Raw genomic sequence first — 23,754 nt, 5'->3', positions numbered from 1 at the left:
CCGGGCCGTCAGGCCTTGTCCGCCTCCAGCACCGCCATCGCCGCGTTGTGCCCCGGCACCCCGCTGACCCCGCCGCCGCGCACCGCGCCCGCGCCGCAGAGCAGCACGTTGGCGTGGGGGGTCTCCACGCCCCAGCGGCCCGTGCCCTCCTGGGCGTGGGGCCAGGACAGGTCGCGGTGGAAGATGTTGCCGCCGGGCAGGCCCAGGTCGCGTTCCAGGTCGAGCGGGGACTTGGCCTCGATGCAGGGGCGGCCGTCGGCGTCCGTGGCGAGGCAGTCGGCGATCGGCTCTGCCAGGTGGGCGTCCAGCTGGGCGAGCGTGGACTTCAGCAGTTCCTCGCGCACCGCGTCGTTGTTCCGCTCGAACAGCCGCGCGGGCGTGTGGAGTCCGAACAGGGTGAGAGTCTGGTAGCCCTGCGCCGCGAGCTCGGGGCCGAGGATGGACGGGTCGGTGAGCGAGTGGCAGTAGATCTCCGAGGGCGGCGCGTCGGGCAGGCGGCCCGCGTCGGCCTGGGCGTGGGCGGTGGCGAGCTGCTGGTAGCCCTCGGCGATGTGGAAGGTGCCGGAGAACGCCTCGCGGGGGTCGACGGAGGTGTCCCGCAGCCGGGGCAGCCGCTCGAGCAGCATGTTCACCTTGAGCTGGGCGCCCTCGGCGTGCGGCGGGGGCGTGTCGCCGGTGAGCCGCGCCAGCTCCTCCGGGGAGGCGTTGACGAGGACGTGGCCCGCGGTGACGACGCCCTCGCCGTCGGCCGTGCGGTGGGTGACCTCGGCGGTGCGGCCGTCGGTCTCGATGCGGACGGCCTCGTGGCCGGTGGCGATGACGGCGCCGGCCTTGCGGGCGGCGTCGGCGAGCGCGTCGGTGACCGCGCCCATGCCGCCGACCGGCACGTCCCAGGCGCCGGTGCCGCCGCCGATGACGTGGTAGAGGAAGCAGCGGTTCTGCTTGAGGGACGGGTCGTGGGCGTCGGCGAAGGTGCCGATGAGGGCGTCGGTGAGCACGACGCCGCGCACCAGGTCGTCGGAGAAGCGGTCCTCGACGGCGACGCCGAGCGGCTCCTCGAAGAGGATCCGCCATGCCTCCTCGTCGTCCACCGTGCGGCGCAGTTCCTCGCGGGTGGGCAGCGGCTCGGTGAGGGTGGGGAACACCCGGCGGGCGACCCGGCCGGTCAGGTCGTAGAAGTCCTGCCAGGCCCGGTACTCGCGGTCGGAGCCGGTGAGCCGGACGAACGCCTCGCGGGTGCGCTCCTCTCCGCCGCCGACGAGGAGTCCGGTGGGCCGGCCGTCGCGCTCGGTGGGCGTGTAGGAGGAGATGGTGCGGGTGCCGAGCCGCACGTCGAGCCCCAGGTCGGTGAGGATCTTCCGGGGCAGCAGGCTGACCAGGTACGAGTACCGGGACAGGCGTGCGTCGACGCCGGCGAAGGGCCGGGTGGAGATCGCCGCGCCGCCGGTGTGGTCGAGCCGCTCCAGGACCAGTACGGAGCGCCCGGCACGGGCGAGATAGGCGGCGGCGACAAGGCCGTTGTGTCCTCCGCCGACGATGACGACGTCGTACGTCCGGGACTCCTGAGCTGCGGTCATGCTTCTTCGTAACACGTGATGATCGTGCCCGGCCAGAGGGGACGGGGGTGAGGAGTGCGAGCACCGGCGGCGAACCGGACTATGCGCCTCCGGCGAGGCCGTGTCCGCGCAGGGACGCCACCCTCCCGTACAGGTCCGCCGCCTCCTTGAGGTGGCCGAGGCGCTCCAGGCAGTGGGCCTCGTCCTCGCGGGCGGCGAGGGTGTCGGGGTGGTCCGCGCCGAGGATGGGTTCGCGGGCGTCGGCCACCCTGCGGTACTCGGTGAGCGCGTGCGCCCAGTCGCCCAGCCAGCCCAGCGCGACGGCGACCTCGCGGCGGCTGACCAGGGTGTCCGGGTGCTCGGAGCCGAGCATCCGCTCGCGCAGGGCGGCCACCGCGCGGGACTCGCCGAGGGCCTCGGTCCAGCGGCCGAGCCGGCCGAGGCTGACGCCGACGCCGTGCCGGGCGCGCAGCGTCTCGGGGTGGTGGGGTCCGTGCACCCGGGTGCGGTCGACGACGAGGCGGCGGTACACGTCGAGGGCCTGCCCGACGCGGCCGAGCCGGCCGAGGCCGACGCCCACCTCGTGCCGGGCGGCGAGGGTGTCGGCGTGATCGGGACCGAGGACGCGGGTGCGGATCACGGCGACGTCCCGGTAGGTCTCCAGGGCCTCCTTCCAGCGGCCCAGGCGGCCGAGGACGTAGGCGACCTCGCAGCGGGTGACGAGGGTGTCGGGGTGCTCGGGCCCGAGCACCCGGGCGCGCGCCCCGGCCACCTCGCCCGCCATGGCGTGGGCGTCCTCCAGCCGGCCGAGTCTGCTGAGGTTGACGGCGAGGTTGTGGCGGCAGCGCAGGGTGTCGGGGTGGTCGGGGCCCGTGGTCCGCTCGCGGGCCTCCAGCACCGACAGGTACACGCGGTGGGCGTCGGCCGGGCGGCCCAGCTGGGCGAGGACGTACCCCATCTCCTGGCGGGCGGCGAGGGTGTCGGGGTGGTCCGGTCCGATGACGCGGATACGGGCCCCGGCGACGGCCTTGTAGGCGCGCAGGGCGTCGGCGGGCCGGCCGGTGCGGCTGAGGGTGAACGCCACCTCGTAGCGGCTGGCGAGGGTGTCCGGGTGGTCCGGGCCGAGGAGGCGCTCGCGTTCGGCGGCGACCTCGCCGTACAGCTCGCCGGCCTCCTCCCAGCGGCCGAGGCGGCCCAGGCGGAGGGCGGCGTGGTGGCGCTCGGCGAGGGCGGTGAGCACGGTCGGCGAGGGCGTGGGCCGGGGTGCGGCGGCGGAGGCGTGCGGCGCGGCTCCGGCGACGCGGACGGCGTTCACGCCGCGGCTCCAGGACGGCAGCCGTTCGGGGCGTCCCGCCGCGCCGGCCGTACGTCCCGTCGTCGTCCCGCCCGCGGGGCCGGAGAGCGCCGGGCGCGCGGGCGGGCCCGGCGTGGACCGCAACTCCTCGACGAGCGCGGCGAGTTCGACGGCGCTGTCGGGTCGGTCGTCCGGGTCTTTGGCCAGCAGGTCGAGGATGACGCGCTCCAGCCGCTCGGGCAGTTCCGCGCGGTGGCGGCGCGGCGGCCGGGGCGGGGTGTCGCGGTGGCCGACGAGGATCGCCCAGGCGTCGTCCAGGTCGAACGGCGGCACCCCGGTGGCGATCTCGTAGAGCACACATCCGAAGGAGTACAGGTCGCTGCGCCGGTCCACCTCCTCCCCGGCGATCTGCTCCGGCGACATGTAGTGCGGGGTGCCCATGGCGACGCCGGTGCCGGTGAGGCGGGAGGTGAAGCCGATGTCGTGGCCGATGCGGGCGATGCCGAAGTCGCAGATCTTCACCGTGCCGTCGTCGAGGCGCACGATGTTGGCCGGCTTCAGGTCACGGTGCACGACGCCCTGGTCGTGGGTGTAGGCGAGGGCGGCGGCGACCTGCGCGGCCACCTCCACGACCTCGTCGACGGGCAGCGGATGGTGCTTGTCGTCCTCCAGGAGCCGGCTGAGGTCACGGCCCTGGAGCAGCTCCATGACCAGGTAGAGCACGCCGTCCGACTCGCCGAAATCGTGCACGACGGTGATCCCGCGGTGCTGCAGCGAGGCAGCCACCCGCGCCTCGCGGCGGAACCGCTCGCGCAGCGCCCGCCCGGACGACGGGTCGCGCTGCGAGCCGAGCGGGTCGAGGCACTTCACCGCGACCTGCCGGCCGAGCGACTCGTCCCGCGCTCTCCAGACCTCCCCCATGCCGCCGCGTCCGATACGGTCCAGCAGCCGGTACCGGCCGCCGATCAGCTGTGTGCCGTCCCCCATGTCCTACGCCGCCCCCGTCGTAGTCCGTCCGGCCTCCCCCTGTCTCGTCCAGTATGGCGACAACTCGCCCGAGTTTGTACGAGGCCGGGGGCGGCCGGGATGGGGTGGGGCGGTGGGTCAGTTGAGGGTGTCGAGGAATTCGGTGCAGGCCCGCGCGCAGGCCCGGCAGGCCTCCGCCGTGCGCTCGGCGCCGGGGTGCCCGTCGAAGACCTGGGCGCTCTCCAGGCACACCTGGCGGCACCACTCGACCTGCATCCGGATGGTGGCCTCGTCGGCCTGGTTCTGCTCGGACAGCACCCGGCAGGTCGCGTCGCAGACCTCCGCGCACATGATGCCCTTGCGTCGTACGAGTTCCTGGTTCTCGGCGCCGTCGGGGTCCACGAGGCCGGCCCGGGTCGCGCAGGCCCGGGCGCACTCGGTGCAGGCCTGGGCGCAGGCGAACCGGTCCTCCAGGAACCGGAACAGCTCCTCCTGCGATGTCGTCGTCACACCGCGCGGGTTGCCGCCGTGCGGGGCGTCAAACACGGTCCGTCCCGTCACCGCAAGGGCAGCGCGGCGCCCCGGGGGCGGGTCCGGCGGGGGCAGTCTGGTTCGGGGCGTGGTCCGGGGGTACCCGCGGGGACATGATGAACGCGATGGAGACAGCCGACCTGGCGGCGGGACGCGGTGCCCTGGGCGCCGGTCTGGTGGTGGCCGGGATCGTGGTCCTGGCCCTGCTGATCGGCATGTTCCTGCTCGGCAGCCGCAAGGTGCGCGGCAACGAATCACGGCGGCCCCGGCCCGACGAGCAGCCCCGGATGCCCGAGGGCGGTCCGGTCCGCGAGGTGCAGGAGCACCGTGAGCCGGAGGCGATGCCCCGGACCGACGAGCGGCTGACCCCGCACGAGCTGAAGGGCCACGGCAACGCCGGCACCCGCACCGGCGCCGCGGAGGGTCGCCCGCGCTGGGACGAGGGCGGCAGCGGGGGCTTCGGCAGCGGCGGGCCCGGCGCCCACTGACCCACGGACGGCCCCTGCGATCGCCGGGGCCGTTTTCGTGTCACCGGGGCTGTCGCCGCACGGGCCGCCGCCGTGTCGACGCTGTCGCGTCAGACGGCCCCTCCCCGCGCGACCGGCCCGTTCGGCACGAAGCCGAGGTCGACCGGGGCGGCCGGAGCGCCCTGCCTCCGCACCCCGGCCAGCAGTTCCGGCAGCTGCGGCGGCCACAACGGCTCGTGTTCGGCGGCGAGTTCGGCCGGCGACCACCACCGCCACCGCTCGATCTTGTCTTCCGCGTGCGCGGCCGTGAGGTCACCGGCCGGTTCACGGCGCGGGGCGTACGCGAGGTAGATGTGCTCGTGCTGGCGGACGGGCACCCCGGCGCGGGTGAAGTCGTGCTCCCACAGACACAGCACGACGTCCTCGATCACGAGGTCGGTCCACCCGGTCTCCTCCCGCACCTCCCGTTCGGCGGCCTCCAGCGGTGACTCGCCCTGTTCCATGCCGCCGCCGGGCATCGCCCAGTGCACGCCGACCTCGGGGTTGTCGTAGCGGAACATGAAGACGGATCCGGCGGGGTCCAGCACCGCCACGCGTGCTGCTCGTCTGGGTGTGCGCATCGGATCAGCCTGACAGTGCCCCCGGGCACTGTCATTCGCGTTTCCGGACGTGAGGCGGGTCACAGCACTTTGCTGCAGCGTTTCCCCCTGCCCAGCGCCTTCTTCAAGGTGCAAGGGCTTGTACGGACACGGGGCGGTAAGGGATGCAGCGGTTTCGGGCCGACGGCTTCGACGAGTTCGTGGCCGCCCGCTGGTCGGCGCTGCTGCATGTCGCGCGTCTGCTCACCGGCGGCGACCGCCAGCGCGCCGAGGATTTGGTGCAGGAGTCCCTGGTGAAGCTGTGGTTCGCCTGGCCGAAGGTCGCCGAGCAGGCACCGGAGGCGTACGTCCGTCAGGTGCTGGTGCGGCTGGCCGCCCGCTCGGCCCGCCGGCGCTGGTGGGGTGAACGCCCGGTGGGCGAGCTGCCCGACCGGCCCGGGCCGGGTGACGTCTCCGCGGCCGTCGCCGAACGTTCCCGCCTCGAGGCGGCGCTGGCCCTGCTGACGCCCCGTCAACGGGCCGCCGTGGTGCTGCGGTACTACGAGGACCTGCCCGAGGGCCAAGTGGCGCAGGCCCTCGGGTGTCCCGTGGGCACGGCCCGCTCCCACGCGTCGCGCGGTGTGGCGCGGCTGCGGGAGATCCTGTCCGACTCCGCCCGGCCCGTGAAGTGAGGGGAGCAGCGATGGACGACTTCGAGCGCGAGCTGACACGCATGATGCGCGAGGGCCCGGCGCACACCCCCTTCGACCCGGGGCACCGCGCGCGCCTGTACGACGGCATCCGGGCCCGCCGCCGGACGCGGGTCCTGGTGCGGGCGGGCGGTTCCGCCCTCGCGGTGGCCGGGCTGAGCGTCGGTCTGGCGTTCCTGCCCCAGCTCGGCTCCGGGCCCGCGCCCGCCGACCTGCCGCTGCCCGCGACCGGGTCGACGGCTCCCCCGCGCTCCGGCGGACCCACCGGCACCGCGGAGCCGAGCACGTCGGCGCCGCCGACGAGCAGTTCGGACTCCAGTACGCCGGGCGGCGACTCCCCCGTGGGGACGACCGAACCGGCCACAACGGACGCCGGCTCGACGGCCTCCGGCTCCGCGTCCCCGGACACGACGGAGTCGGGCACCTCCGAACCCGGCCACAACGGCACCCCGACCTACCCGCCGCCCGGCGGATGACGCCGCACGGGCGGCCGTAGCCCCGCCCCTCCCGTCCCCCTGCCTCCCGCGCCTCGGGCCACCCGACCGGCGTGTTTGGCATGCCCATACCAATCCTTCGGCCCACCCCTCGACCCCAGGCGTACGCCGGAAAGGGACCCGCCATGAGAACCGCCCGGCGGCCCGCACCGCCCCTTGATCCCGGGCATCCCCGCCCCGAGCCCGTCCTGGAGGTGGTCGTGCCCGTGCACAACGAGGAGCACGACCTCGAACCCTGCGTCCGGCGGCTGCACGCGCACCTCGCGGAGACCTTCCCGTACCCGTTCCGGATCACGGTCGCCGACAACGCCAGCACCGACCGGACCCCGTGGATCGCCGCCCGACTGGCCGGGGAACTCCCCGGCACCCAGTGGGTGCGGCTGGAGGAGAAGGGACGCGGGCGCGCGCTGCACACCGCCTGGTCCCGCTCCCCCGCCGCCGTGCTGGCGTATCTCGACGTGGACCTGTCCACCGACCTCGCGGCGCTGCTGCCGCTGGTCGCGCCGCTGATGTCCGGCCACTCGGACCTGGCGATCGGCACGCGGCTCGCGCGGGGCTCCCGGGTGGTGCGCGGGCCGAGGCGGGAGATCATCTCCCGGTGTTACAACGGGCTGCTGCGCGGCACGCTCTCCGTGGGGTTCACCGACGCGCAGTGCGGTTTCAAGGCGGTCCGGCGGGAGGTGGCGGAGCGGCTGCTGCCGCTGGTGGAGGACCGGGAGTGGTTCTTCGACACGGAGCTGCTGGTGATCGCCGAGCGGGCCGGGCTGCGCATCCACGAGGTGCCGGTGGACTGGGTGGACGACCCCGACAGCCGGGTGGACCTGCTCCCCACGGCGCTCGCCGACCTGCGCGGCATGGCCCGGCTGGGGCGGGCGCTGGCACGCGGGCGGCTGCCGCTGGCCGCGCTGGGCAGCGCCGGGACGACGGTCGCGTCCGTCGCGGTCCGGCCGCCCGGCCGGCTCGCCCAGTTGCTCCGTTTCGCCGCCGTCGGCGCCGCCGGCACGCTGCTGCACCTCGCGCTGTACGTCCTGCTGCGGCCGGCCGCCGGGTCCCAGGCGGGCAACGCGCTCGCCCTCCTGCTGTGCACCGTCCTCAACACCGCGGCCAACCGGCGCTTCACCTTCGGCGTGCGCGGACGCACGGGGCTGCCCTTCCATCACGTCGGCGGCCTGGTGGCTCTGCTGGCCGGTCTCGCCCTCACCTCCGGCGCGCTGGCCGTCCTCCATCACACCGACCCCGGCGCGGGTCCTGGTGCCGAACTGCCGGTGCTGGTCGGCGCGAACCTCGCCGCGGCCCTGCTCCGCTTCCGCCTCCTGCGCGCCTGGGTCCTCCCCGCCCGCACGACAGAGACCACCGCCTCATGAGCAGCCCGACGATCTCCCGCCCCGGACCGACGGCCTCCGCGCCGCCCGCGCCCGGCCCGCGTGAGCGGCTGCGCCGCCTCGCCGCCCGCATCGGACCCGTCCTCGCCGTCTACAGCGTGCTCAAGCTGGCGGGCTTCACCGTCTTCCTGGTGCTCCTGGACTCGGCCGGCGACTTCCGGGAGAAGCACCCCCGGTTCGGCGGCGGGGCGCATCCGTGGAACGTGCTGGGGAGCTGGGACGGCTGGTGGTACCAGCAGATCGCGCTGCACGGCTACGACCCCGCCCTGGAGCCGGTCCCCGGTGCGACCGGGATGATCACGCTGCAGGGCAACTCGGCGGCGTTCTTCCCGCTGTACCCGGCGCTGATGCGGCTGGTCTCGGAGGTCACCGGGCTCGGCCCGTACGGCGCGGGGATGGCCGTGTCCGTGGTGTGCTCGTTCGTCGCCGCGCTCGGCATCCACGCGGTGACCGCGCATCTGGGCGGGCGCCGGGCCGGGCTGGTCGCCGTCGGGCTGTGGGCGGTGTGGCCGGGATCGGGCACGGAGTGGGCGGTGTACTCCGAGTCGCTGTACACGGCGCTGGCCGCCTGGGCGTGCTGGGCCGTGATCACCCGCCGCTGGGCGCTCGCCGGGGTGCTGGTCTTCGCCGCCGGGCTGACCCGGCCGACGGCGTTCGCCCTGGTCGCGGCGCTGGCCGTCGCGGGGGCGGTCGCGGTGGTGCGGCGGCGGGAGGACTGGCGGCAGCCGCTGGCCGCCGTGGCGATCGCCCCGCTGGGCACGGCCGGCTATCTGGCGTGGGTGGGGTACCGGATGGACGACTGGGGCGGTTACACGAAGCTCCAGGAGGGCGCCTGGGGCCACACCTTCGACTACGGGCGGCACAGCCTCGACGTGCTGACGTCCGTGCCGGTGGGGCACTTCGACTACCTGTTCGCCATGCCGATGGAGGACGTCATCGGAGTCGGGGTGGTGCTGCTGGTGCCGGTGCTGACCGTGCTGCTGGTGCGGCTGCGTCCGCCGTCCGTGCTGGTGGTCTACACGGTGCTGTCGTATCTGACGGTGATGGGCACGCAGCAGTACTTCGGCAACGTCTCGCGCTATCTGCTGCCGCTGTTCCCACTGTTCGTGCCGCTCGCCCTGGCCATGCGGCGGCTGAGCGGACCCGTGCTGGCCGCGGTGCTGGGCACGGCGGCGCTGGCGTCGGGGTCCTACGCGGGGTACGTGCTGTTCGAACTGGGCGTCCCCTAGCCCACCGCTCGGGGTCCTACGCGGGGTACGTGCTGTTCGAACTGGGCGTCCCCTAGCCCACCGGGTGGGCGGCGGGCCCGCGCAGTACTCTGAGGGCAGCCGGCCACCGGGAGCTTTCCATGTGGGGACGCAGGAAGCACGCACGTCGATCCGTCGCCGCCGTACCGGAGTTGTGCGACCTCTGCGGGAGGACGTTCCCCCCGGAGGAGGCGGTGTGCGGTCATGTGGCCGACTCCTCGGCCGTGAACCCCGACGACCCGCTGCACGACGGTCTGCGCCGTGTCACCGCGTGCTGCGAGGCCCATCTGGAGGCGGTCCGCGCGGCCTACCGGGAGCGGCCCTTCGTGCAGGAGGAGCTCTGGGCGGGCAAGATCGGCCGGGTGCTGACGTCCGGCCGCCCGGTGCTCACGATGACGGAGCTGGCGTGTCGTACGGGCCTGGACGAGCCCGACATCCGCAGGGCCATCGCCTGGCACAACGAGCGGCGTCGGCACCTGGACGGGTGACAGCCCCGCGCACATGACCGCGGCCCCGGCCGGACAGGTGTCCGGCCGGGGCCGCGGGGTGTCACGGGACCGGGGGTCAGGCCGGGGCCGGGGCCGCCGGGCCGACCAGTTCGGTCAGGACGTCCTCCATCGTCACGAAGCCGATGACCTTGCCGTTCTCACCGACGGCCGCCGCGAGATGGCTGCCCTCCGCGCGGAGCGCGGTGAGCGTGTCGTCGAGCGGGGTGTCGATGCGGACCCGGGTGACCTTGTGCAGCGCGGTGCGCGGGAACGGGCGGTCCCGTTCGGTCACGCCGAGGGTGTCCTTGATGTGCAGGTAGCCCAGGAGCGCGCCGTCGGGGCCGGTGACCGGGAAGCGGGACAGGCCCGCGTCGGCGGCCACGCGCTCCAGCCGTGCCGGGGTGACCGTGTGGTCGACGGTGACCATCTTCCGGGCCGGGACGAGGATCTCGCCGACCGGGCGGGTGCCCAGCTCCAGCGCGTCCCGCAGCCGCTCCCCGTCCGCCGGGGTGAGCAGTCCGGCCTCGCTGGAGTCGACGACCATCCGGGCGAGCTGGTCGTCGGTGAACACCGACTCCACCTCGTCCTTGGGCTCGACCCGCAGCAGCCGCAGCAGGACGTTGGCGAAGGCGTTGATGCCGAACACGAACGGCCGCAGCGCCCGGGTCAGCCACACCAGCGGCGGGCCGAGCAGCAGCGCGCTGGGCACGGGCGCGGCGAGCGCGATGTTCTTCGGCACCATCTCGCCGATCAGCATGTGCAGATACGTGGCGAGGGTCAGGGCGATCACGAACGCGATCGGGTGGACCAGCGCGTCCGGGACGTTGACCGCCTCGAACGGCGGCTCCAGCAGATGCGCGATGGCCGGTTCGGCGACCGCGCCGAGCACCAGCGACGACACCGTGATGCCGAGCTGGGCGGTGGCCATCATCGCGGACAGGTGCTCCAGCGCCCAGAGCGTCAGCTTGGCGCGCTTCTCGCCCGCGACGGCGCGCGGCTCGATCTGGCTGCGGCGCACCGAGATCAGGGCGAACTCGGCGCCCACGAAGAACGCGTTGGTCAGCAGAGTGAGGACGCCGATGGCGAGCTGCAGGACGGTCATCGGGCCTCCTCCATGACCTCGTCGCGTACGGGGGCCGGGGCGGTGACGCGTATGCGGTCGGCACGGTGGTGCTCGACCTCCAGCACCTCGAGCCGCCAGCCGTCGACGTCCACGGAGTCGCCCTTGACGGGGATCCGGGCGAGGCGGTTGGCGATCAGTCCGGCGACCGTCTCGTACGGGCCGTCCGGGGCGGTGAGGCCCAGACCGGTGAGCCGGTCGAGCCGGAGGCCGCCGTCGGCCTCCCACACCTCGCGGCCGTCGTCCGTCGCCGGTGCGGGCGCCAGTTCCGGCACCTCGACCGGGTCGTGCTCGTCGCGCACCTCGCCGACGACCTCCTCCACGATGTCCTCCACGGTGGCGACGCCCGCCGTGCCGCCGTACTCGTCGATGACGACGGCCATGGCGCGGTGGGCGCGCATGCGCTCCAGCAGCCGGTCGGCGGGGAGGCTGTCGGGGACCAGCAGCGGCGGCGTGGTCAGCTCGGTGACGGGCGTCATGGCGCGCCGCTCCGGCTCCAGGGCCAGCACGTCCCGGATGTGGACCGTGCCGACGACCTCGTCGAGGCTGTCCCGGTACACCGGGAAGCGGGACAGGCCGGTGGCGTGGCTGAGCGCGGCGGCGTCGGCGGCGGTGGCGTGCACCTCCAGGGCGCGGACGTCGACGCGCGGGGTCATCACGTTCTCGGCGGTCAGCTCGCCCAGGTGCAGGGTGCGGACGAACAGCTCCGCGGAGTCCGCCTCCAGGGCGCCCTCGGCGGCGGAGTGCCGGGCGAGCGCGCTGAGCTCCTCTGCGGTGCGGGCGGACGCCAGTTCCTCCGCGGGCTCCAGGCCGAAGCGGCGCACGAAACGGTTCGCGGTGCCGTTGAGGTGGTTGATGAACGGGCCGAAGGCGGCCGTGAAGGCGCGCTGCGGTCCCGCGACGACCTTGGCGACCGCGGCGGGGCGTGAGATGGCCCAGTTCTTCGGGACCAGCTCGCCGATCACCATCAGCACCACCGTGGACAGGGCGACGCCGAGGAGGGTCGCCACGGTCGGGGCGGCGGAGCCGAGGCCGGCCGCGCGCAGCGGGCCGCGCAGCAGGGCGGCGAGGGACGGCTCGGCGAGCATGCCGATCACCAGGGAGGTGACGGTGATGCCGAGCTGGGCGCCGGACAGCTGGACCGTCAGGCGGCGTACGGCGGCCAGCGCACCGGCGGCGCCGCGCTCACCCGCGTCGGCGGCACGCTCGAGATCGGCGCGCTCGACGGTGGTGAGAGAGAACTCGGCCGCGACGAACACCGCGCAGGCCAGCGTCAGCAGCAGGGCGAGCAGGAGCAGCAGGATCTCGGTCACCGTGCCACCCCCGCTCCCTGACCGGCCGCGTGACGCGGACTGCGGGTGGTGGCACGGCTACTACTGGGAGGATCACCCATCGGGGGACCGTCGCTCCTTTTCGAACAGTACGAAGATGTGTGGAAGCAGGATGACTGCTTCCACGCCAACTGTAAAGGACCCGCAAAACTTCCCGCTCGCGCGTGCCTTCTGGAGTCAGCCGTCCCACGTCCAGTCGGCGACCTCCGGCAGGTCGGTGCCGTGTGCGCGGATCCAGTCGTGGTGGCGCAGCCGGACGTCCTCCATCCGCTGCCGCACGGCGGCGGCGCGTACCGCGAGGCCGGGCACGCGGTCGATGACGTCCATCACCAGCCGGTAGCGGTCCAGGTCGTTGCGGACCACCATGTCGAACGGCGTGGTCGTGGTGCCGATCTCCTTGTAGCCGCGCACGTGCAGGTGGTGGTGGCCGGTGCGGCGGTAGGCGAGCCGGTGGATCAGCCACGGATAGCCGTGGTAGGCGAAGATCACCGGCTTGTCGGCGGTGAACAGGCCGTCGTACTCGAAGTCGGACATGCCGTGCGGGTGTTCCCCGCGGGGCAGCAGGCGGGCGATGTCGACGACGTTGACGACCCGCACGGACAGCTCGGGCAGGTGCCGGCGCAGCAGCTGCGCGGCCGCCATGACCTCCTGGGTGGGGACGTCGCCCGCGCAGGCCAGCACCACGTCGGGTTCGCTGTCGCCGGTCTCGGTGCCCGCCCAGTCCCAGATGCCGGCGCCGCGCGCGCAGTGCGCCTTGGCCTCCTCCATGGACAGCCAGTCGAAGCAGGGCTGCTTGCCGGCGACGATCACGTTGACGTAGTCGCGGCTGCGCAGGCAGTGGTCGGCGACCGACAGCAGGGTGTTGGCGTCCGGCGGCAGGTAGACCCGTACGGCCTCCGGGCTCTTGTTGAGGATGTGGTCGACGAAGCCGGGGTCCTGGTGGGAGAAGCCGTTGTGGTCCTGGCGCCAGACGTGCGACGTCAGCAGGTAGTTGAGGGAGGCGATGGGGGCGCGCCAGGGCAGGCGGCGGGTGACGCGCAGCCACTTGATGTGCTGGTTCACCATCGAGTCGACGATGTGCACGAACGCCTCGTAGCAGGAGAACAGGCCGTGCCGGCCGGTGAGGAGGTAGCCCTCCAGCCAGCCCTGGCAGGTGTGCTCGGAGAGGATCTCCATCACCCGGCCGTGCCGGTCGAGGTCCTCGTCCACGTCGAAGGTGCCCGCCTGCCACGCCTTGCCGCTCGCCTCGTACACGGCCTGGAGTCGGTTGGACGCGGTCTCGTCGGGGCCGACCAGCCGGAAGTCGCGGCGGTCCGTGGTGGCCCGCATGACGTCCTGGAGGAGGTCGCCGAGGACGCGGGTCGGTTCGTGCATCGTCGCGCCCGGCTTGTCGACGGGGACGGCGTGCCGCTCCAGCGGCGGCATCGGCAGTTCGCGCAGCATCAGCCCGCCGTTGGCGTAGGGGGTGGCGCCGAGGCGGCGGGCGCCGGCCGGGACGCAGGCGAGGACGTCGGCGCGGGGGCGGCCGTCCTCGTCGAACAGTTCCTCGGGCCGGTACGACCGCAGCCACGTCTCCAGCTGCCGGAGGTGGTCGGAATGGTCGCGGACACCGGGCAGCGGCACCTGGTGGGAACGCCAGGTGTTCTCCACGGGCAGCCCGTCGACCTCTGCGGGTCCCGTCCACCCCTTGGGGGTGCGCAGCACGATCATCGGCCAGCGGGGGCGCTCGGTCGCCCCGTCCTCGCGGGCGGCGCGCTGGATGGCGGCGATCCGGTCGAGGGCGGTGTCCATGGCGCGGGCCAGCGCCTGGTGGACGGCGGCGGGATCGTCGCCGATCACGTGCAGGGGGTCGTGGCCGTAGCCCCTGAGCAGCGCGTCCAGCTCGTCGTCGGGGATACGGGCGAGCACGGTCGGGTTGGCGATCTTGTAGCCGTTGAGGTGGAGGATCGGCAGGACGGCGCCGTCGTGGACGGGGTCGAGGAACTTGTTGGAGTGCCAGGAGGTCGCCAACGGTCCGGTCTCCGCCTCGCCGTCGCCGACCACGCACGCGACGACCAGGTCGGGGTGGTCCAGGGCGGCGCCGTACGCGTGCGACAGGGAGTAGCCGAGCTCGCCGCCCTCATGGATGGAGCCGGGCGTCTCGGGGGCGACGTGGCTGGGGACGCCGCCGGGGAACGAGAACTGCTTGAACAGCCGCGCCATCCCCGCCGCGTCCCGCGTGATGTCCGGATACGTCTCCGTGTACGACCCCTCCAGCCACGACCCGGCGACCACGGCCGGCCCTCCGTGCCCCGGCCCCCACACGCACAGGGCGTCCAGGTCACGGGCCCGGATCACCCGGTTGAGGTGGGTGTAGACGAGGTTCAGACCGGGCGAGGTGCCCCAGTGCCCGAGCAGCCGCGGCTTCACGTGCTCCGGGCGCAGCGGTTCGGTGAGCAGGGGGTTCGCCATGAGGTAGATCTGGCCGACGGCCAGGTAGTTCGCGGCGCGCCAGTGCGCGTCCAGCGTCCTCAGCTCGTCGTCGCCGAGCGGGGCGGAGGCCTGGTGCGTGTCGACGGACATCGTGGTGTCCTTCCGCGTCGGGGGGGTGGGTGCGTGAGGGTGCGTCCCTTGCTCACCTTCCCCCGGAGAGGCGTGTCCCGACAGGGCCACGTGGGCCATTGCGGGCCCCCTTCAGTGCCCGACCTCCCCGTGCGGGACCACGGCCACCGGGCAGGCGGAGCGGTGGAGGGCCGTGTGGGTGACGCGGCCGAGGCGGGCTCGGTGGCGGCGGGTGCCGAGGACCAGCAGGTCGGCCGTGTGCGAGGCGTCGACGAGGACCTCGCGGGCGGGTCCCTCGACCGTGCGGGTGTGGATCTCCCGCCGGGACGTGCGCGAGGGCCGCGCGCAGTTCCTCCGAGGCCCGCTTCTCGTGCGGGCGGGCGGGCACGTCGGCGGTTTCGGACGCCGGACGCCTCCAGGCCCGTACGACCTCCAGGGGCAGCCCGCGCCGGCGGGCCTCGGCGGCGGCGAAGCGCACGGCCGCCGGGTGTGCGCCGACGCCCACGACGATCCGGCCGCGCACCGGCGGCACCGCCTGGTTGTCGTGGCCGCCGCGCAGCACGACCACCGGGCAGTCCGCCTGCGCGGTGACGGCCAGGGCGACCGAGCCGAGCAGCGCCTCGGTGACTCCGGCCCGTCCGCGCGTGCCCACGACCAGCGACGACGCCGTGCGTGCCGCGCGTGTCAACGCGTTCCGCGGTTCGTCCGGCACGACCTCCTCGTCGACCCGCAGGCCGGGGCGGCGGATGTGCACCCGCCGGGCGGCGACGGCGAGGACGTCTCCGGCGGGGCCCGGGTACCGGCCGGCTGGCGCGGCATGGACCAGTCGCAGCGGCACCCCGCGCGGCTCGGCCTCGTCGGCCGCCCGGTCGACGGCCCGCAGGCTGGGCGCGGAACCGTCGACGCCGGCCACCAGCGGCCAGGAGGGGTCGGGACCGGTCATGGCAGTCAGTCGTGCGCGACGACGGCCACCGGGGCGGTGGCGTGGTGCATCACGGCGTGGGTGACCGGCCCGATGTGCGCTCCGATGGGGCTGCGGCGGATCCGGCGGCCGACGACGACCAGCGAGGCGTCGCGGGCGGCGTCGACGATCCGGACGCCCGCGCTGCCGGCGCGGGACTCCTCGGCGACCTCGACATCGGGGTACTTCTCCCGCCAGGGCCGCAGCACCTCGGCCAGGGCGTCGGACTGCTCCACGCCCAGCTCGGCGGCGAGCGCCGGGTAGGCGGGGAGGGCGTAGGCGTAGTACGGCGGGACGGTCCAGCCGTGCACGGCCTTCAGTACGGCGCGGCGCCGGGCGGCCTCCTCGAAGGCGAAGGCGAGGACCGTGCCGTTCGGCTTGTCCGTGTCGACGCCCACCACCACGGGCCCGGCGGCCTTCTCGGACGTGGCGGCGCGGACGAGGACGACCGGGGTGGTGGTGTGCGCGATCACCACCATGCCGACGGAGCCGACGAGGAAGCCGCCGATGCCGCTGAGCCCGCGGGAGCCGAGGACGAGCAGGTCGGCGTCCTTCGCCACCTCGGGCAGCACCTCCATGGGGCCGCCGGGGATCTGCTCGGCGACGACCTCCAGTTCCGGGTGGCGCCCCCGCAGCGTCGCGCCCGCCTCGCGCGGGAGGCGTTCGGCGCGCTCCCGGCAGGTGCCGTCGTCCATGAGGCCGGACTCGGCGATGTGTCCCGGGATCGGCTCCCGGACGTTGACCAGCCGCAGCGGCAGCCCGCGCAGCAGGGCCTCCCTGGCGGCCCACTCCGCGGCGGCCCGGCTCTCGGACGAGCCGTCGTAGCCCACGGTGACGGTGCGGAGCATGAAACCCACCTCCCGTTCCGGGACCCTCCACATCGGGGTCCCTCCACGGCCCACGATCCCGTCGCGTCCGGCGCGGGGGCAGAGGCCGCGGGTCCCGCGCGAGCGGGCCGTTGGGCCCCATGGCCCGGGGGCCCGACCGGTCCCGGCCGTCGCGCGCGACCGGACCCGTCGAACTCCGCGACGGGCCCGGGCCAAGGCGCGCGGTACGCGCGAGGATCAGTTGAGACCGGACGCCTTCAGCGCCTCGTTGGTGGCCTTGCCCTGCGCCTCGCTGGTGGTGACGTCCTTGTAGGTGAAGCGCTGGGAGGGTGTCCGGTCGAGGTTGATGCCGCCGCCGTTGGTCGAGCCGCATCGGTTGCGCGCGGCGTCGACGGCCTTGTCCTCGTGGCGGACGACGTCGGCAGCTGCCTCCGCGAGCGCGTCGAGGAGGTGCCGGCGCTTCTCGCCGGTGGGGTCCGGCGGGATGCCCGCGGACCGCACGACGTCGTCCTTCTGCTGTGTACGGGCCGGCCCTGATTCGCCGGAGGTTCCGGCTTCTTACGCCTCCGGCGTCGAGCACCGCCCCGTCGGCGCTCGGGGGGGCAGCCCTTTCCTCACCCCTCCGCCACGAACGGCTGCTCCGTCCAGATGATCTTGCCGGTCGCCGTATGCCGTGTCCCCCACCTATGAGCCAGCTGGGCCACGATCATCAGGCCCCGGCCGCCCTCGTCCGTGGTGCGGGCGTGGCGTGGGCGGGGTGACGTTCCGCTGCCGTCGGTGACCTCGCAGATCAGGGCGCGGTCGCGGATCAGGCGTAGGGAGACCGGGCCGGAGGCGTGGCGGATCGCGTTGGTGACGAGTTCGCTGACGATGAGTTCCGTGGTGAAGGACAGGTCGTCCAGGCCCCACTCCGACAGCTGCCGTACGGCGGCCGTGCGGGCGGTGCCGACGGCGGCCGGGTCGCTGGGCAGGTCCCAGGACGCGACCCGGTCCGCCGGCAGGGAGCGGGTGCGGGCGAGCAGCAGCGCCGCGTCGTCCGGGGGCGGCCCGGTGAGCAGGGTGTCGACCACGTCCCGCCCGAGTTCCCGCAGCGTGGGGCGCGGGACCGCGAGGGCCGCGCCCAGCCGGTCGATCCCCTCGTCGATGTCCCGGTCCGGGGTCTCGACGAGGCCGTCGGTGTAGAACGCCAGCAGGCTGCCCTCGGCCAGCTCCCGTTCGCACGACTCGAAGGGCAGGTACCCGAGCCCCAGCGGGGGCCCGGCCGGCAGGTCCATGACCTCGGCCGTGCCGTCCGGGGTGACGAGGACGGGCGGGAGATGGCCTGCGCGGGCCATCGCGCACCGCCCGCTGACCGGGTCGTACACGGCGTACAGGCAGGTCGCGCCGAGGAAGGCGGAGCCCGCGGCGGCGGGTTCGTGGTCGTCGTGGGCGCCCATCAGCCCGATGACCAGGTCGTCGAGGTGGGCGAGGAGTTCGTCGGGCGGCATGTCGAGGTTGGCGAGGGTGCGCACGGCGGTGCGCAGCCGTCCCATGGTCGCGGCGGCGTCCATGCCGTGTCCGACGACGTCGCCGACGACGAGGGCGACGCGGGCGCCGGACAGCGGGATGACGTCGAACCAGTCGCCGCCGACGCCGTTCGGGGCGTCGGCCGGCTGGTACCAGGACGCCACGTCCACGGCGGAGCCGCCGGTGAGCGCCTGGGGCAGCAGTGCCTGCTGCATGGAGCGGGCGGCGGTCCGCTCGCGGGTGTAGCGGCGGGCGTTGTCGACGGCCACCGCGGCGCGGGAGACGATCTCCTCGGCGAGCCGTGCGTCGTCGTCGCGGAACGGGCCGGACCGTTCGGTGCGCGCGAAGGTGGCCACGCCGAGGGTGACGCCCCGGGCGCGGACCGGCACGACCATCAGGGAGCTGTAGCCGTACTTGAGGATGGACGCGCCGATCGAGGGGTCCTCGGTGACCCAGGGGCTGCTCTCGCGGTCGAGGGTGCGTTCGACGAGGGTGCGGCCCTCCAGGAGGCAGCGGGTCACGGGCGAGGACGGGGCGCGCCGTACGGCCTCCCCGAGGGCGAGACTGCCGCCGCAGCCGCCCTCCCGCGCGGACGCCTGCCCGGCGCGGCGGATGACCGGGGACAGGCCGACGGGTCCGGGCGCGGGCTCCTCTCCGCGCATCACGGTGTCCAGCAGGTCCACGGCGACGAAGTCGGCCAGGGTCGGCACGGCCTCGTCGGCGAGCTCCTGCGCGGTGCGGGGGACGTCGAGGGTGCTGCCGATGCGGGCGCCGACGTCGTTCAGCAGGGCGAGCCTGCTCTGCGCCCGCCACCGCTCGGTGACGTCGACGACCATGTACAGGACGCCGACGGTGGTGTCGTGCCGGTCGGTCACGCCGAAGAACGACACGGAGACCGCGCGGGCGTCCCTGGGTTCCTCCTCCTCGCTGCGGAACTCCCAGTCCATGACGGGCTCGCCGGTCTCCAGCACGCGCCGCATCTGCTCCTCGAAGCGCCGGTACTGCGGGGTCGGCTTCAGTTCGGTGAGGCGCCGCCCGATGCGCTGTTCCAAGGGGATCAGCTGGGCGAGCGGCTCGTTGACCCAGACGTACCGAAGGTCCGTGTCGAGCATGGCCAGGCCGACGGGGGCGCGGGTGAGGAAGGGGGTGAGCACCACGGAGCTGGTGCCGCCGCCGGGCATCCGCCAGAAGGCGCGTTTCGGCGGCCGGCCGACGTACCGGCCGAGGACGAGCGCGGCGACCGTGGCGGCGAGGACGCCCGGGACCATCTCGTAGACGCTCGTCTCGAGCGGCCCGAGCAGCGGGTTGACCGAGTCCCACGCCAGGACCGTGCCGGCGCCGGCGACGATGCCGGCCATGGCGCCGGCCGCGGTCATGCGGGGCCAGTACAGCGAGAGCAGCACGACCGGGCCGAACGCGGCGCCGAACCCGGCCCACGCCTCGGCGACGATGTTCAGCAGCCCGCCGCCTCTGAGGGCGATCACGTACGCCACGACGATGACCAGCACGACGGTGGCGCGGCCCACCCACACCAGCGTCCGGTCGGAGGCCCTGCGGTGGAGGAACGCCCGGTAGAAGTCCTCGGTGAGGGCCACGGAGGACACCAGCAGCTGGCTGTCCGCGGTCGACACGACGGCGGCCAGCACCGCGACCAGCATGATCCCGGCGATCCACGGGTCGAGCAGCAGCCGGCTGAGCGCGATGTACACGGTGTCCGGGGAGGACAGTGCCGGGGTCAGCTCGCCGATGCCGGCGAGGCCGACGAGGGTGGCGCCGGTGAGGACGAGGATCACCCAGCCGGTGCCGATGCGGCGGGCCGCGGGGACGTCCCGGGTGCTGCGGATGCTCATGAAGCGGGCCAGGATGTGCGGCTGGCCGAAGTAGCCCAGCCCCCAGGCGAGCAGCGAGACGATCGCCACCATCCCGAGCGGCCCCCCGGCCGTCCAGGATCCGTCCGCGTACGCGACACGGGAGCTGAACTCGCGCAGGGCGGGCTGTCTGCCGTCGAGGGCGTCCCCGAGGGCGCCGAAGCCGCCGAGGCGCGCGATCGCGACGGCGGGCAGCACCACCAGGCCGAGCAGCATCAGCGTGGCCTGCAGGACGTGCGTAAGGCTGACGGCGAGGAAGCCGCCCAGGCACGAGTAGATGACGATCAGCAGCCCGGTGAGGGTGACGCCGACGGTGAAGCGCAGGTCGAAGACGGTCTCGAACAGCAGTCCGCCCGCCACCAGACCGCTGGCGACGTACACGGTGAAGAAGACGAGGGTGACCGCGGCGGAGACCAGCCGCAGCATGCGCGTGCGGTCCTCGAACCGCTCCTCCAGATAGCCGGACAGGGTCACCGCGTTCCCGGCGCGCTCGGTGTAGGTGCGCAGACGTGGCGCGACGAACAGCCAGTTCAGGTACGTCCCCACAGCCAGCCCGACGGGCAGCCACACGGAGCCGAGCCCGGCCGCGTAGACGGCGCCGGGCAGCGCCAGGAACAGCCAGCCGGACATGTCGCTGGCGCCCGCGGACAACGCGGCGACCCAGGGGCCGAAGCGGCGGCCGCCGAGGGCGAAGTCCTCGAAGGTGCGCGTGCGCGTGTAGGCCCGGATCCCTGTCCCGATCAGGGCGAGCATGTACAGGACGAACGTGGCGACGATCGGCGCGCTCAGCTGGAACATGTGGTCCTCGCCCGGAAGTCCCGCGATGCGCGGCACACCCTCGGTCCGGCGGGCAAAATATGACTTCGGCGCCAAATCTACTCAGGTCGGGGCGCGGCAACCAGGGGAACGGCGGCGCCCGGGACGCCCGGCCGTGCGCCGGAAGGGACCTCCGGCCCCCTCGGCCGTACGGCGGAGGGCCCATGCGCCAGGCGGCGGACCGGGGGAAGGTGGCAGGAGGAGCAGGGGGGACGGCACGAGAGAACGCGTGGAGGCACGGTGACCGGAGTGGTGGTCGTCGGAGTGGACGGGTCGGCGTCGGCCCTGGCCGCGGTGGAGACGGCGGCACGGGAGGCGCGGCTGCGGGGCGCGTCGCTGAAGGTGGTGCACGCGTTCATGTGGCCCGCGATGCACGTGCCGCTGGGCCCCTCGCCTCTCGGTCCGTCGGAGGGCGGGCTGCGGACCATGGTGGAGCGGCTGCTGGCGGAGGCCGTGGAGCGCGCCGAGGCGACCGAGCCCGAGGTGGAGGTGAGCAGCTCGGTGGTGACGGGCGAGGCGCTCACCGTCCTGGAGGCACAGTCCCGCGCCGCGGAGCTGGTGGTGGTCGGGTCGCGCGGCATGGGCGGTTTCGTCGGCCTGATGGTCGGCTCGACGGCCGTGCATCTGGCGGCGCACGGGACGTGTCCGGTGCTGGTGGTGCGCGGTGACGTGCGTACGGAGGGTCCCGTGGTGGTGGGCGTCGACGGTTCCGCCGCCGGTGAGCGGGCGGTGGACTTCGCCTTCCGGGAGGCCGAGCTGCGCGGGACGACGCTGGTGGCCGTGCACGCCTGGACCGCGTGGAACGCGCCCGTGCCGGAGCCGCAGGAGCCCACGGAGCCGTACGCGAACCCGCCGGGCGCCCTCGCGGAGGCGGAGGAACGGCTGCTGGCGGAGGCGCTGGCGGGCCACCGCGAGCTGCGTCCCGGTGTCGTGGTGGAGCCGAAGGTGGTCCACGGCCCCACCCGCGAGGCCCTGATCGAGGCCGCCCAGGGTGCCCGGCTGACGGTGGTCGGCGCGCGGGGGCGGGGCGGGTTCACGGGGTTGCTGCTGGGGTCGGTCAGCCAGGCGCTGCTGCATCACGCGCCGTCGCCGGTGGCGGTGGTGCGGGGGGCCTAGTCGGTCTTCCGGTGGTGTGCGTACGAGAGACCCGGGGCGCCGGTGCGGGCGCCCCGGGCCTGTCGTGCCTGCGTCAGCGGAGCCGGCGGTGGCGGGCGACGACGGGGACGCGGGCCCACCGGCGGCCCAGCCCCCACACCGTGCCCGCTCCGGTCGCCGCGAGGGCGACGAGGACCGCCGCGTACACCAGGTGGTAGTCGGCGAAGGGGTTCGTCGACATGCTCGGTGAGCCGTCGGACAGATGGCGGGCCGGCGGCCACTCCGCGATCCACATCAGCGCCATCATGAGCGTGCCCGCCGCGGCCGCCGGCCACAGCGCCACACCCGTGAGCAGCGCGAGACCGACGCCGAGCAGCCCCAGCATGAACAGCCGGTCCGCCCAGGGCGCCCCGGCCCAGTCGTGGAACGTCGACTCGAGCGGCCCGGCCGCCACCGACGACAGGAAGCCCTTGGTGGGCGAACCGCCGTCGGCCCAGCCACGGCCCGACTGCGTCGCGTAGCCCAGCCCGAACGTCTTGTCGAGGAAGGCCCACAGGAAGACGAAACCCGTCAGCAGCCGCAGCCCGGCGAGCGCGTACGCGCCCGGCGCGGGTGCGACCGCCACGTCGCCCTCGTCCATGCCCGCGGCGTGGGCCCCGCGGGCGGACGACGGCTTGGGGAACACGGGCGAACGGTGCGGGTGATCGTGGACTGCCATGGTGTCCGTCCCCTCCGAGGAACTGCCCGACATCTCAACGCTTCTCGTTGCGCCTTCAATGTCTCGCCGCCGGGGCGCGGGTCCCAGGGACCGTGGGTCCCGCGCCGGGCCCGAACGTCCCTAGGCGGAGGGGGAGTTCGGCAATGTCACTTGCCCCGCAGCGCGGCGAGCGCGCCCTCGAGGTTCGTCCCGCGCGGGCGGTTGTGGGGCAGCTTGCCGAGGACGACGGCCATGCCGCAGGTGTCGGTGAGGGCGGAGAAGACCAGGCCGCCCGCGATGCCCGCGGAGAGAAGCTGGAACGCCGGGTGCACGAGCAGGCCGAGCACCAGCCCGAGCAGCACCAGCGTGCCGGCGGTGAAGCGCACCTGGCGCTCCATGCCCCACACCGCGCGGGTGTCGCAGGCCACGGGACGCTCCAGGTTCTGCCCTTCGGCCGCCCAGGCGTTGGTGCCGCCGGCGAGGGAGGCGGCGGGCACGCCCTCGGCGGCGACGATCCCGGACGCCTTCTCCGAGCGCGCCCCGGAGGCGCACACGACGAGAAGGGCGCCGCGCTCGGCGGCCTGCCGGATCTCGGGCAGGGCGCGCTTGATCTGGTCCAGGGGGACGTTCACGGCGCCGGGCAGGTGGCCGGTGGCGTACTCGGCGGGGGTGCGGACGTCGATGACGGTGAAGTCGTCCAGCCGGGCGGCGGCCTGGGCGACGGTGAGGGTGTCCGGGGTGACGGGGGAGGTCATGGCGGGTGTGTGATCCTTCTCTGTCGGCGATCGGTGGGGGGTGGCGGTCGGTCGACGGAATGGCGGAAGCGGACGTAGAGTACCCCACGGGGTATTTCGTCAGGGAGTGGACGTGGACTTGGATCTCGCGGGCGCGGAGCTGAAATCCGTGCTGAACAGGCTGCGCCGGGCGCAGGGTCAGATCTCCGGCGTGATCCGGATGATCGAGGAGGGTCGCGACTGCGAGGACGTGATCACCCAGCTCGCGGCGGCCTCCCGCGCCCTGGACCGCGCCGGTTTCGCGATCATCGCCACGGGCCTGCAGAAGTGCGTGGCGGACATCGAGTCCGGCCGCGCGAACGGGGAGAACGGCGAGAGCGCGGAGGAGATGCGGGCACGGCTGGAGAAGCTGTTCCTGTCACTGGCGTGACCCCTACGCACGCGGGCGGCTCGACTCCGCCATCGCGGAGGTGAGGCGCAGCGCGCCGCTCCGGAGCCGCTCCGAGGGCGACCGCCGACCGCCCGGCGCACCGGGCGGTCGCGCG

At 74.2% G+C, this 23,754-nt stretch carries 20 protein-coding genes and 1 pseudogene; 8 read left to right on the top strand and 13 right to left on the bottom strand.

Features of this window, described 5'->3' with window-relative positions:
- Positions 1–8 precede the first annotated feature (8 nt).
- The 3 genes from ACQY0Z_RS21060 to ACQY0Z_RS21050 form a co-directional block, all read right to left on the bottom strand.
- Positions 9–1,577, bottom strand: a complete 1,569-nt coding sequence (locus ACQY0Z_RS21060; RefSeq protein WP_189902015.1) for a phytoene desaturase family protein — start codon at positions 1,575–1,577, stop codon at positions 9–11.
- Positions 1,578–1,656: 79 nt separating this feature from the next.
- Positions 1,657–3,837: a tetratricopeptide repeat protein gene (locus ACQY0Z_RS21055; RefSeq protein ID WP_439812664.1), complete on the bottom strand. Its 2,181-nt coding sequence runs from the start codon at positions 3,835–3,837 to the stop codon at positions 1,657–1,659.
- Between the two features lie 117 nt (positions 3,838–3,954).
- Positions 3,955–4,326, bottom strand: a complete 372-nt coding sequence (locus ACQY0Z_RS21050) for a ferredoxin (RefSeq protein WP_137208558.1) — start codon at positions 4,324–4,326, stop codon at positions 3,955–3,957.
- Positions 4,327–4,472: 146 nt separating this feature from the next.
- Here ACQY0Z_RS21050 and ACQY0Z_RS21045 point away from each other — a divergent pair, with 146 nt between their 5' ends.
- Positions 4,473–4,835: a DUF6479 family protein gene (locus ACQY0Z_RS21045; RefSeq protein WP_254586782.1), complete on the top strand. Its 363-nt coding sequence runs from the start codon at positions 4,473–4,475 to the stop codon at positions 4,833–4,835.
- 89 nt (positions 4,836–4,924) lie between these two features.
- Here the strand turns inward: ACQY0Z_RS21045 and ACQY0Z_RS21040 are convergent, their stop codons facing one another.
- Entirely contained in the window at positions 4,925–5,434 is a 510-nt protein-coding gene (locus tag ACQY0Z_RS21040; RefSeq protein ID WP_189902021.1) for an NUDIX domain-containing protein, read from the bottom strand.
- Positions 5,435–5,577: 143 nt separating this feature from the next.
- On the opposite strand from ACQY0Z_RS21040, the gene ACQY0Z_RS21035 reads away from it, so the two are divergent.
- The 5 genes from ACQY0Z_RS21035 to ACQY0Z_RS21015 all read left to right on the top strand — a co-directional run bounded on the left by ACQY0Z_RS21035 (position 5,578) and on the right by ACQY0Z_RS21015 (position 9,713).
- Positions 5,578–6,084, top strand: a complete 507-nt coding sequence (locus tag ACQY0Z_RS21035; protein WP_048456550.1) for a SigE family RNA polymerase sigma factor — start codon at positions 5,578–5,580, stop codon at positions 6,082–6,084.
- Between the two features lie 11 nt (positions 6,085–6,095).
- The gene (locus ACQY0Z_RS21030) at positions 6,096–6,578 is read left to right on the top strand and encodes a cellulase (protein ID WP_439812663.1); all 483 of its coding nucleotides are present in this window, start codon (positions 6,096–6,098) and stop codon (positions 6,576–6,578) included.
- 143 nt (positions 6,579–6,721) lie between these two features.
- A complete protein-coding gene (locus ACQY0Z_RS21025) occupies positions 6,722–7,960 on the top strand; it encodes a glycosyltransferase (protein WP_439812662.1) in 1,239 nt (412 codons plus the stop codon).
- Entirely contained in the window at positions 7,957–9,207 is a 1,251-nt protein-coding gene (locus ACQY0Z_RS21020) for a hypothetical protein (RefSeq protein WP_381728992.1), read from the top strand. Before ACQY0Z_RS21025 ends, ACQY0Z_RS21020 begins: the two co-directional genes overlap by 4 nt.
- Before the next feature lie 119 nt (positions 9,208–9,326).
- A complete protein-coding gene (locus ACQY0Z_RS21015; RefSeq protein WP_347225755.1) occupies positions 9,327–9,713 on the top strand; it encodes a hypothetical protein in 387 nt (128 codons plus the stop codon).
- A gap of 76 nt (positions 9,714–9,789) precedes the next feature.
- On the opposite strand, the gene ACQY0Z_RS21010 is transcribed toward ACQY0Z_RS21015, so the two are convergent.
- The 7 genes and pseudogenes from ACQY0Z_RS21010 to putP form a co-directional block, all read right to left on the bottom strand.
- Positions 9,790–10,815 (bottom strand): hemolysin family protein, encoded by a 1,026-nt coding sequence (locus ACQY0Z_RS21010; protein WP_189902031.1) that lies wholly within the window; start codon positions 10,813–10,815, stop codon positions 9,790–9,792.
- Positions 10,812–12,146: a hemolysin family protein gene (locus ACQY0Z_RS21005; protein WP_189902033.1), complete on the bottom strand. Its 1,335-nt coding sequence runs from the start codon at positions 12,144–12,146 to the stop codon at positions 10,812–10,814. The genes ACQY0Z_RS21010 and ACQY0Z_RS21005 overlap by 4 nt, the downstream gene beginning before the upstream one ends.
- A gap of 195 nt (positions 12,147–12,341) precedes the next feature.
- Positions 12,342–14,726, bottom strand: a complete 2,385-nt coding sequence (locus ACQY0Z_RS21000) for a phosphoketolase family protein (RefSeq protein WP_439812661.1) — start codon at positions 14,724–14,726, stop codon at positions 12,342–12,344.
- 111 nt (positions 14,727–14,837) lie between these two features.
- Positions 14,838–15,648 (bottom strand): annotated as a pseudogene (locus ACQY0Z_RS20995) (universal stress protein).
- Positions 15,649–15,653: 5 nt separating this feature from the next.
- Complete coding sequence (locus ACQY0Z_RS20990; RefSeq protein ID WP_189902038.1) at positions 15,654–16,514, bottom strand: universal stress protein; 861 nt, start codon at positions 16,512–16,514, stop codon at positions 15,654–15,656.
- Between the two features lie 216 nt (positions 16,515–16,730).
- Positions 16,731–16,994, bottom strand: a complete 264-nt coding sequence (locus ACQY0Z_RS20985) for a hypothetical protein (RefSeq protein ID WP_439812660.1) — start codon at positions 16,992–16,994, stop codon at positions 16,731–16,733.
- Positions 16,995–17,107: 113 nt separating this feature from the next.
- Positions 17,108–20,665, bottom strand: coding sequence for a sodium/proline symporter PutP (gene putP, locus ACQY0Z_RS20980; protein WP_381728392.1), 3,558 nt, complete (start codon positions 20,663–20,665; stop codon positions 17,108–17,110).
- Positions 20,666–20,923: 258 nt separating this feature from the next.
- Here putP and ACQY0Z_RS20975 point away from each other — a divergent pair, with 258 nt between their 5' ends.
- Entirely contained in the window at positions 20,924–21,799 is an 876-nt protein-coding gene (locus ACQY0Z_RS20975; RefSeq protein ID WP_189902044.1) for a universal stress protein, read from the top strand.
- Between the two features lie 73 nt (positions 21,800–21,872).
- On the opposite strand, the gene ACQY0Z_RS20970 is transcribed toward ACQY0Z_RS20975, so the two are convergent.
- A complete protein-coding gene (locus ACQY0Z_RS20970; RefSeq protein WP_254586180.1) occupies positions 21,873–22,496 on the bottom strand; it encodes a hypothetical protein in 624 nt (207 codons plus the stop codon).
- A 146-nt stretch (positions 22,497–22,642) separates the two neighbouring features.
- Positions 22,643–23,230 carry a rhodanese-like domain-containing protein gene (locus ACQY0Z_RS20965; protein WP_254586179.1) on the bottom strand — a complete coding sequence of 196 codons (588 nt, stop codon included), beginning with the start codon at positions 23,228–23,230 and terminating at the stop codon, positions 22,643–22,645.
- Positions 23,231–23,342: 112 nt separating this feature from the next.
- On the opposite strand from ACQY0Z_RS20965, the gene ACQY0Z_RS20960 reads away from it, so the two are divergent.
- Complete coding sequence (locus tag ACQY0Z_RS20960) at positions 23,343–23,639, top strand: metal-sensitive transcriptional regulator (RefSeq protein WP_019526829.1); 297 nt, start codon at positions 23,343–23,345, stop codon at positions 23,637–23,639.
- Positions 23,640–23,754: the final 115 nt, after the last annotated feature.

The organism is Streptomyces sp. P9-2 (assembly GCF_051903975.1).
Lineage (GTDB): Bacteria > Actinomycetota > Actinomycetes > Streptomycetales > Streptomycetaceae > Streptomyces > Streptomyces cellulosae.
This window is presented reverse-complemented; position numbering and strand designations above follow the sequence as displayed.

Bases quoted from the DNA above. Each gene is read 5' to 3' on its own strand.
- ACQY0Z_RS21060 (WP_189902015.1), bottom strand. From the start codon at position 1,577: ATGACCGCAGCTCAGGAGTCCCGGACGTACGACGTCGTCATCGTCGGC.
- ACQY0Z_RS21055 (WP_439812664.1), bottom strand. From the start codon at position 3,837: ATGGGGGACGGCACACAGCTGATCGGCGGCCGGTACCGGCTGCTGGAC.
- ACQY0Z_RS21045 (WP_254586782.1), top strand. From the start codon at position 4,473: ATGGAGACAGCCGACCTGGCGGCGGGACGCGGTGCCCTGGGCGCCGGT.
- ACQY0Z_RS21040 (WP_189902021.1), bottom strand. From the start codon at position 5,434: ATGCGCACACCCAGACGAGCAGCACGCGTGGCGGTGCTGGACCCCGCC.
- ACQY0Z_RS21035 (WP_048456550.1), top strand. From the start codon at position 5,578: ATGCAGCGGTTTCGGGCCGACGGCTTCGACGAGTTCGTGGCCGCCCGC.
- ACQY0Z_RS21030 (WP_439812663.1), top strand. From the start codon at position 6,096: ATGGACGACTTCGAGCGCGAGCTGACACGCATGATGCGCGAGGGCCCG.
- ACQY0Z_RS21025 (WP_439812662.1), top strand. From the start codon at position 6,722: ATGAGAACCGCCCGGCGGCCCGCACCGCCCCTTGATCCCGGGCATCCC.
- ACQY0Z_RS21020 (WP_381728992.1), top strand. From the start codon at position 7,957: ATGAGCAGCCCGACGATCTCCCGCCCCGGACCGACGGCCTCCGCGCCG.
- ACQY0Z_RS21015 (WP_347225755.1), top strand. From the start codon at position 9,327: ATGTGGGGACGCAGGAAGCACGCACGTCGATCCGTCGCCGCCGTACCG.
- ACQY0Z_RS21010 (WP_189902031.1), bottom strand. From the start codon at position 10,815: ATGACCGTCCTGCAGCTCGCCATCGGCGTCCTCACTCTGCTGACCAAC.
- ACQY0Z_RS21000 (WP_439812661.1), bottom strand. From the start codon at position 14,726: ATGTCCGTCGACACGCACCAGGCCTCCGCCCCGCTCGGCGACGACGAG.
- ACQY0Z_RS20990 (WP_189902038.1), bottom strand. From the start codon at position 16,514: ATGCTCCGCACCGTCACCGTGGGCTACGACGGCTCGTCCGAGAGCCGG.
- putP (WP_381728392.1), bottom strand. From the start codon at position 20,665: ATGTTCCAGCTGAGCGCGCCGATCGTCGCCACGTTCGTCCTGTACATG.
- ACQY0Z_RS20970 (WP_254586180.1), bottom strand. From the start codon at position 22,496: ATGGCAGTCCACGATCACCCGCACCGTTCGCCCGTGTTCCCCAAGCCG.
- ACQY0Z_RS20965 (WP_254586179.1), bottom strand. From the start codon at position 23,230: ATGACCTCCCCCGTCACCCCGGACACCCTCACCGTCGCCCAGGCCGCC.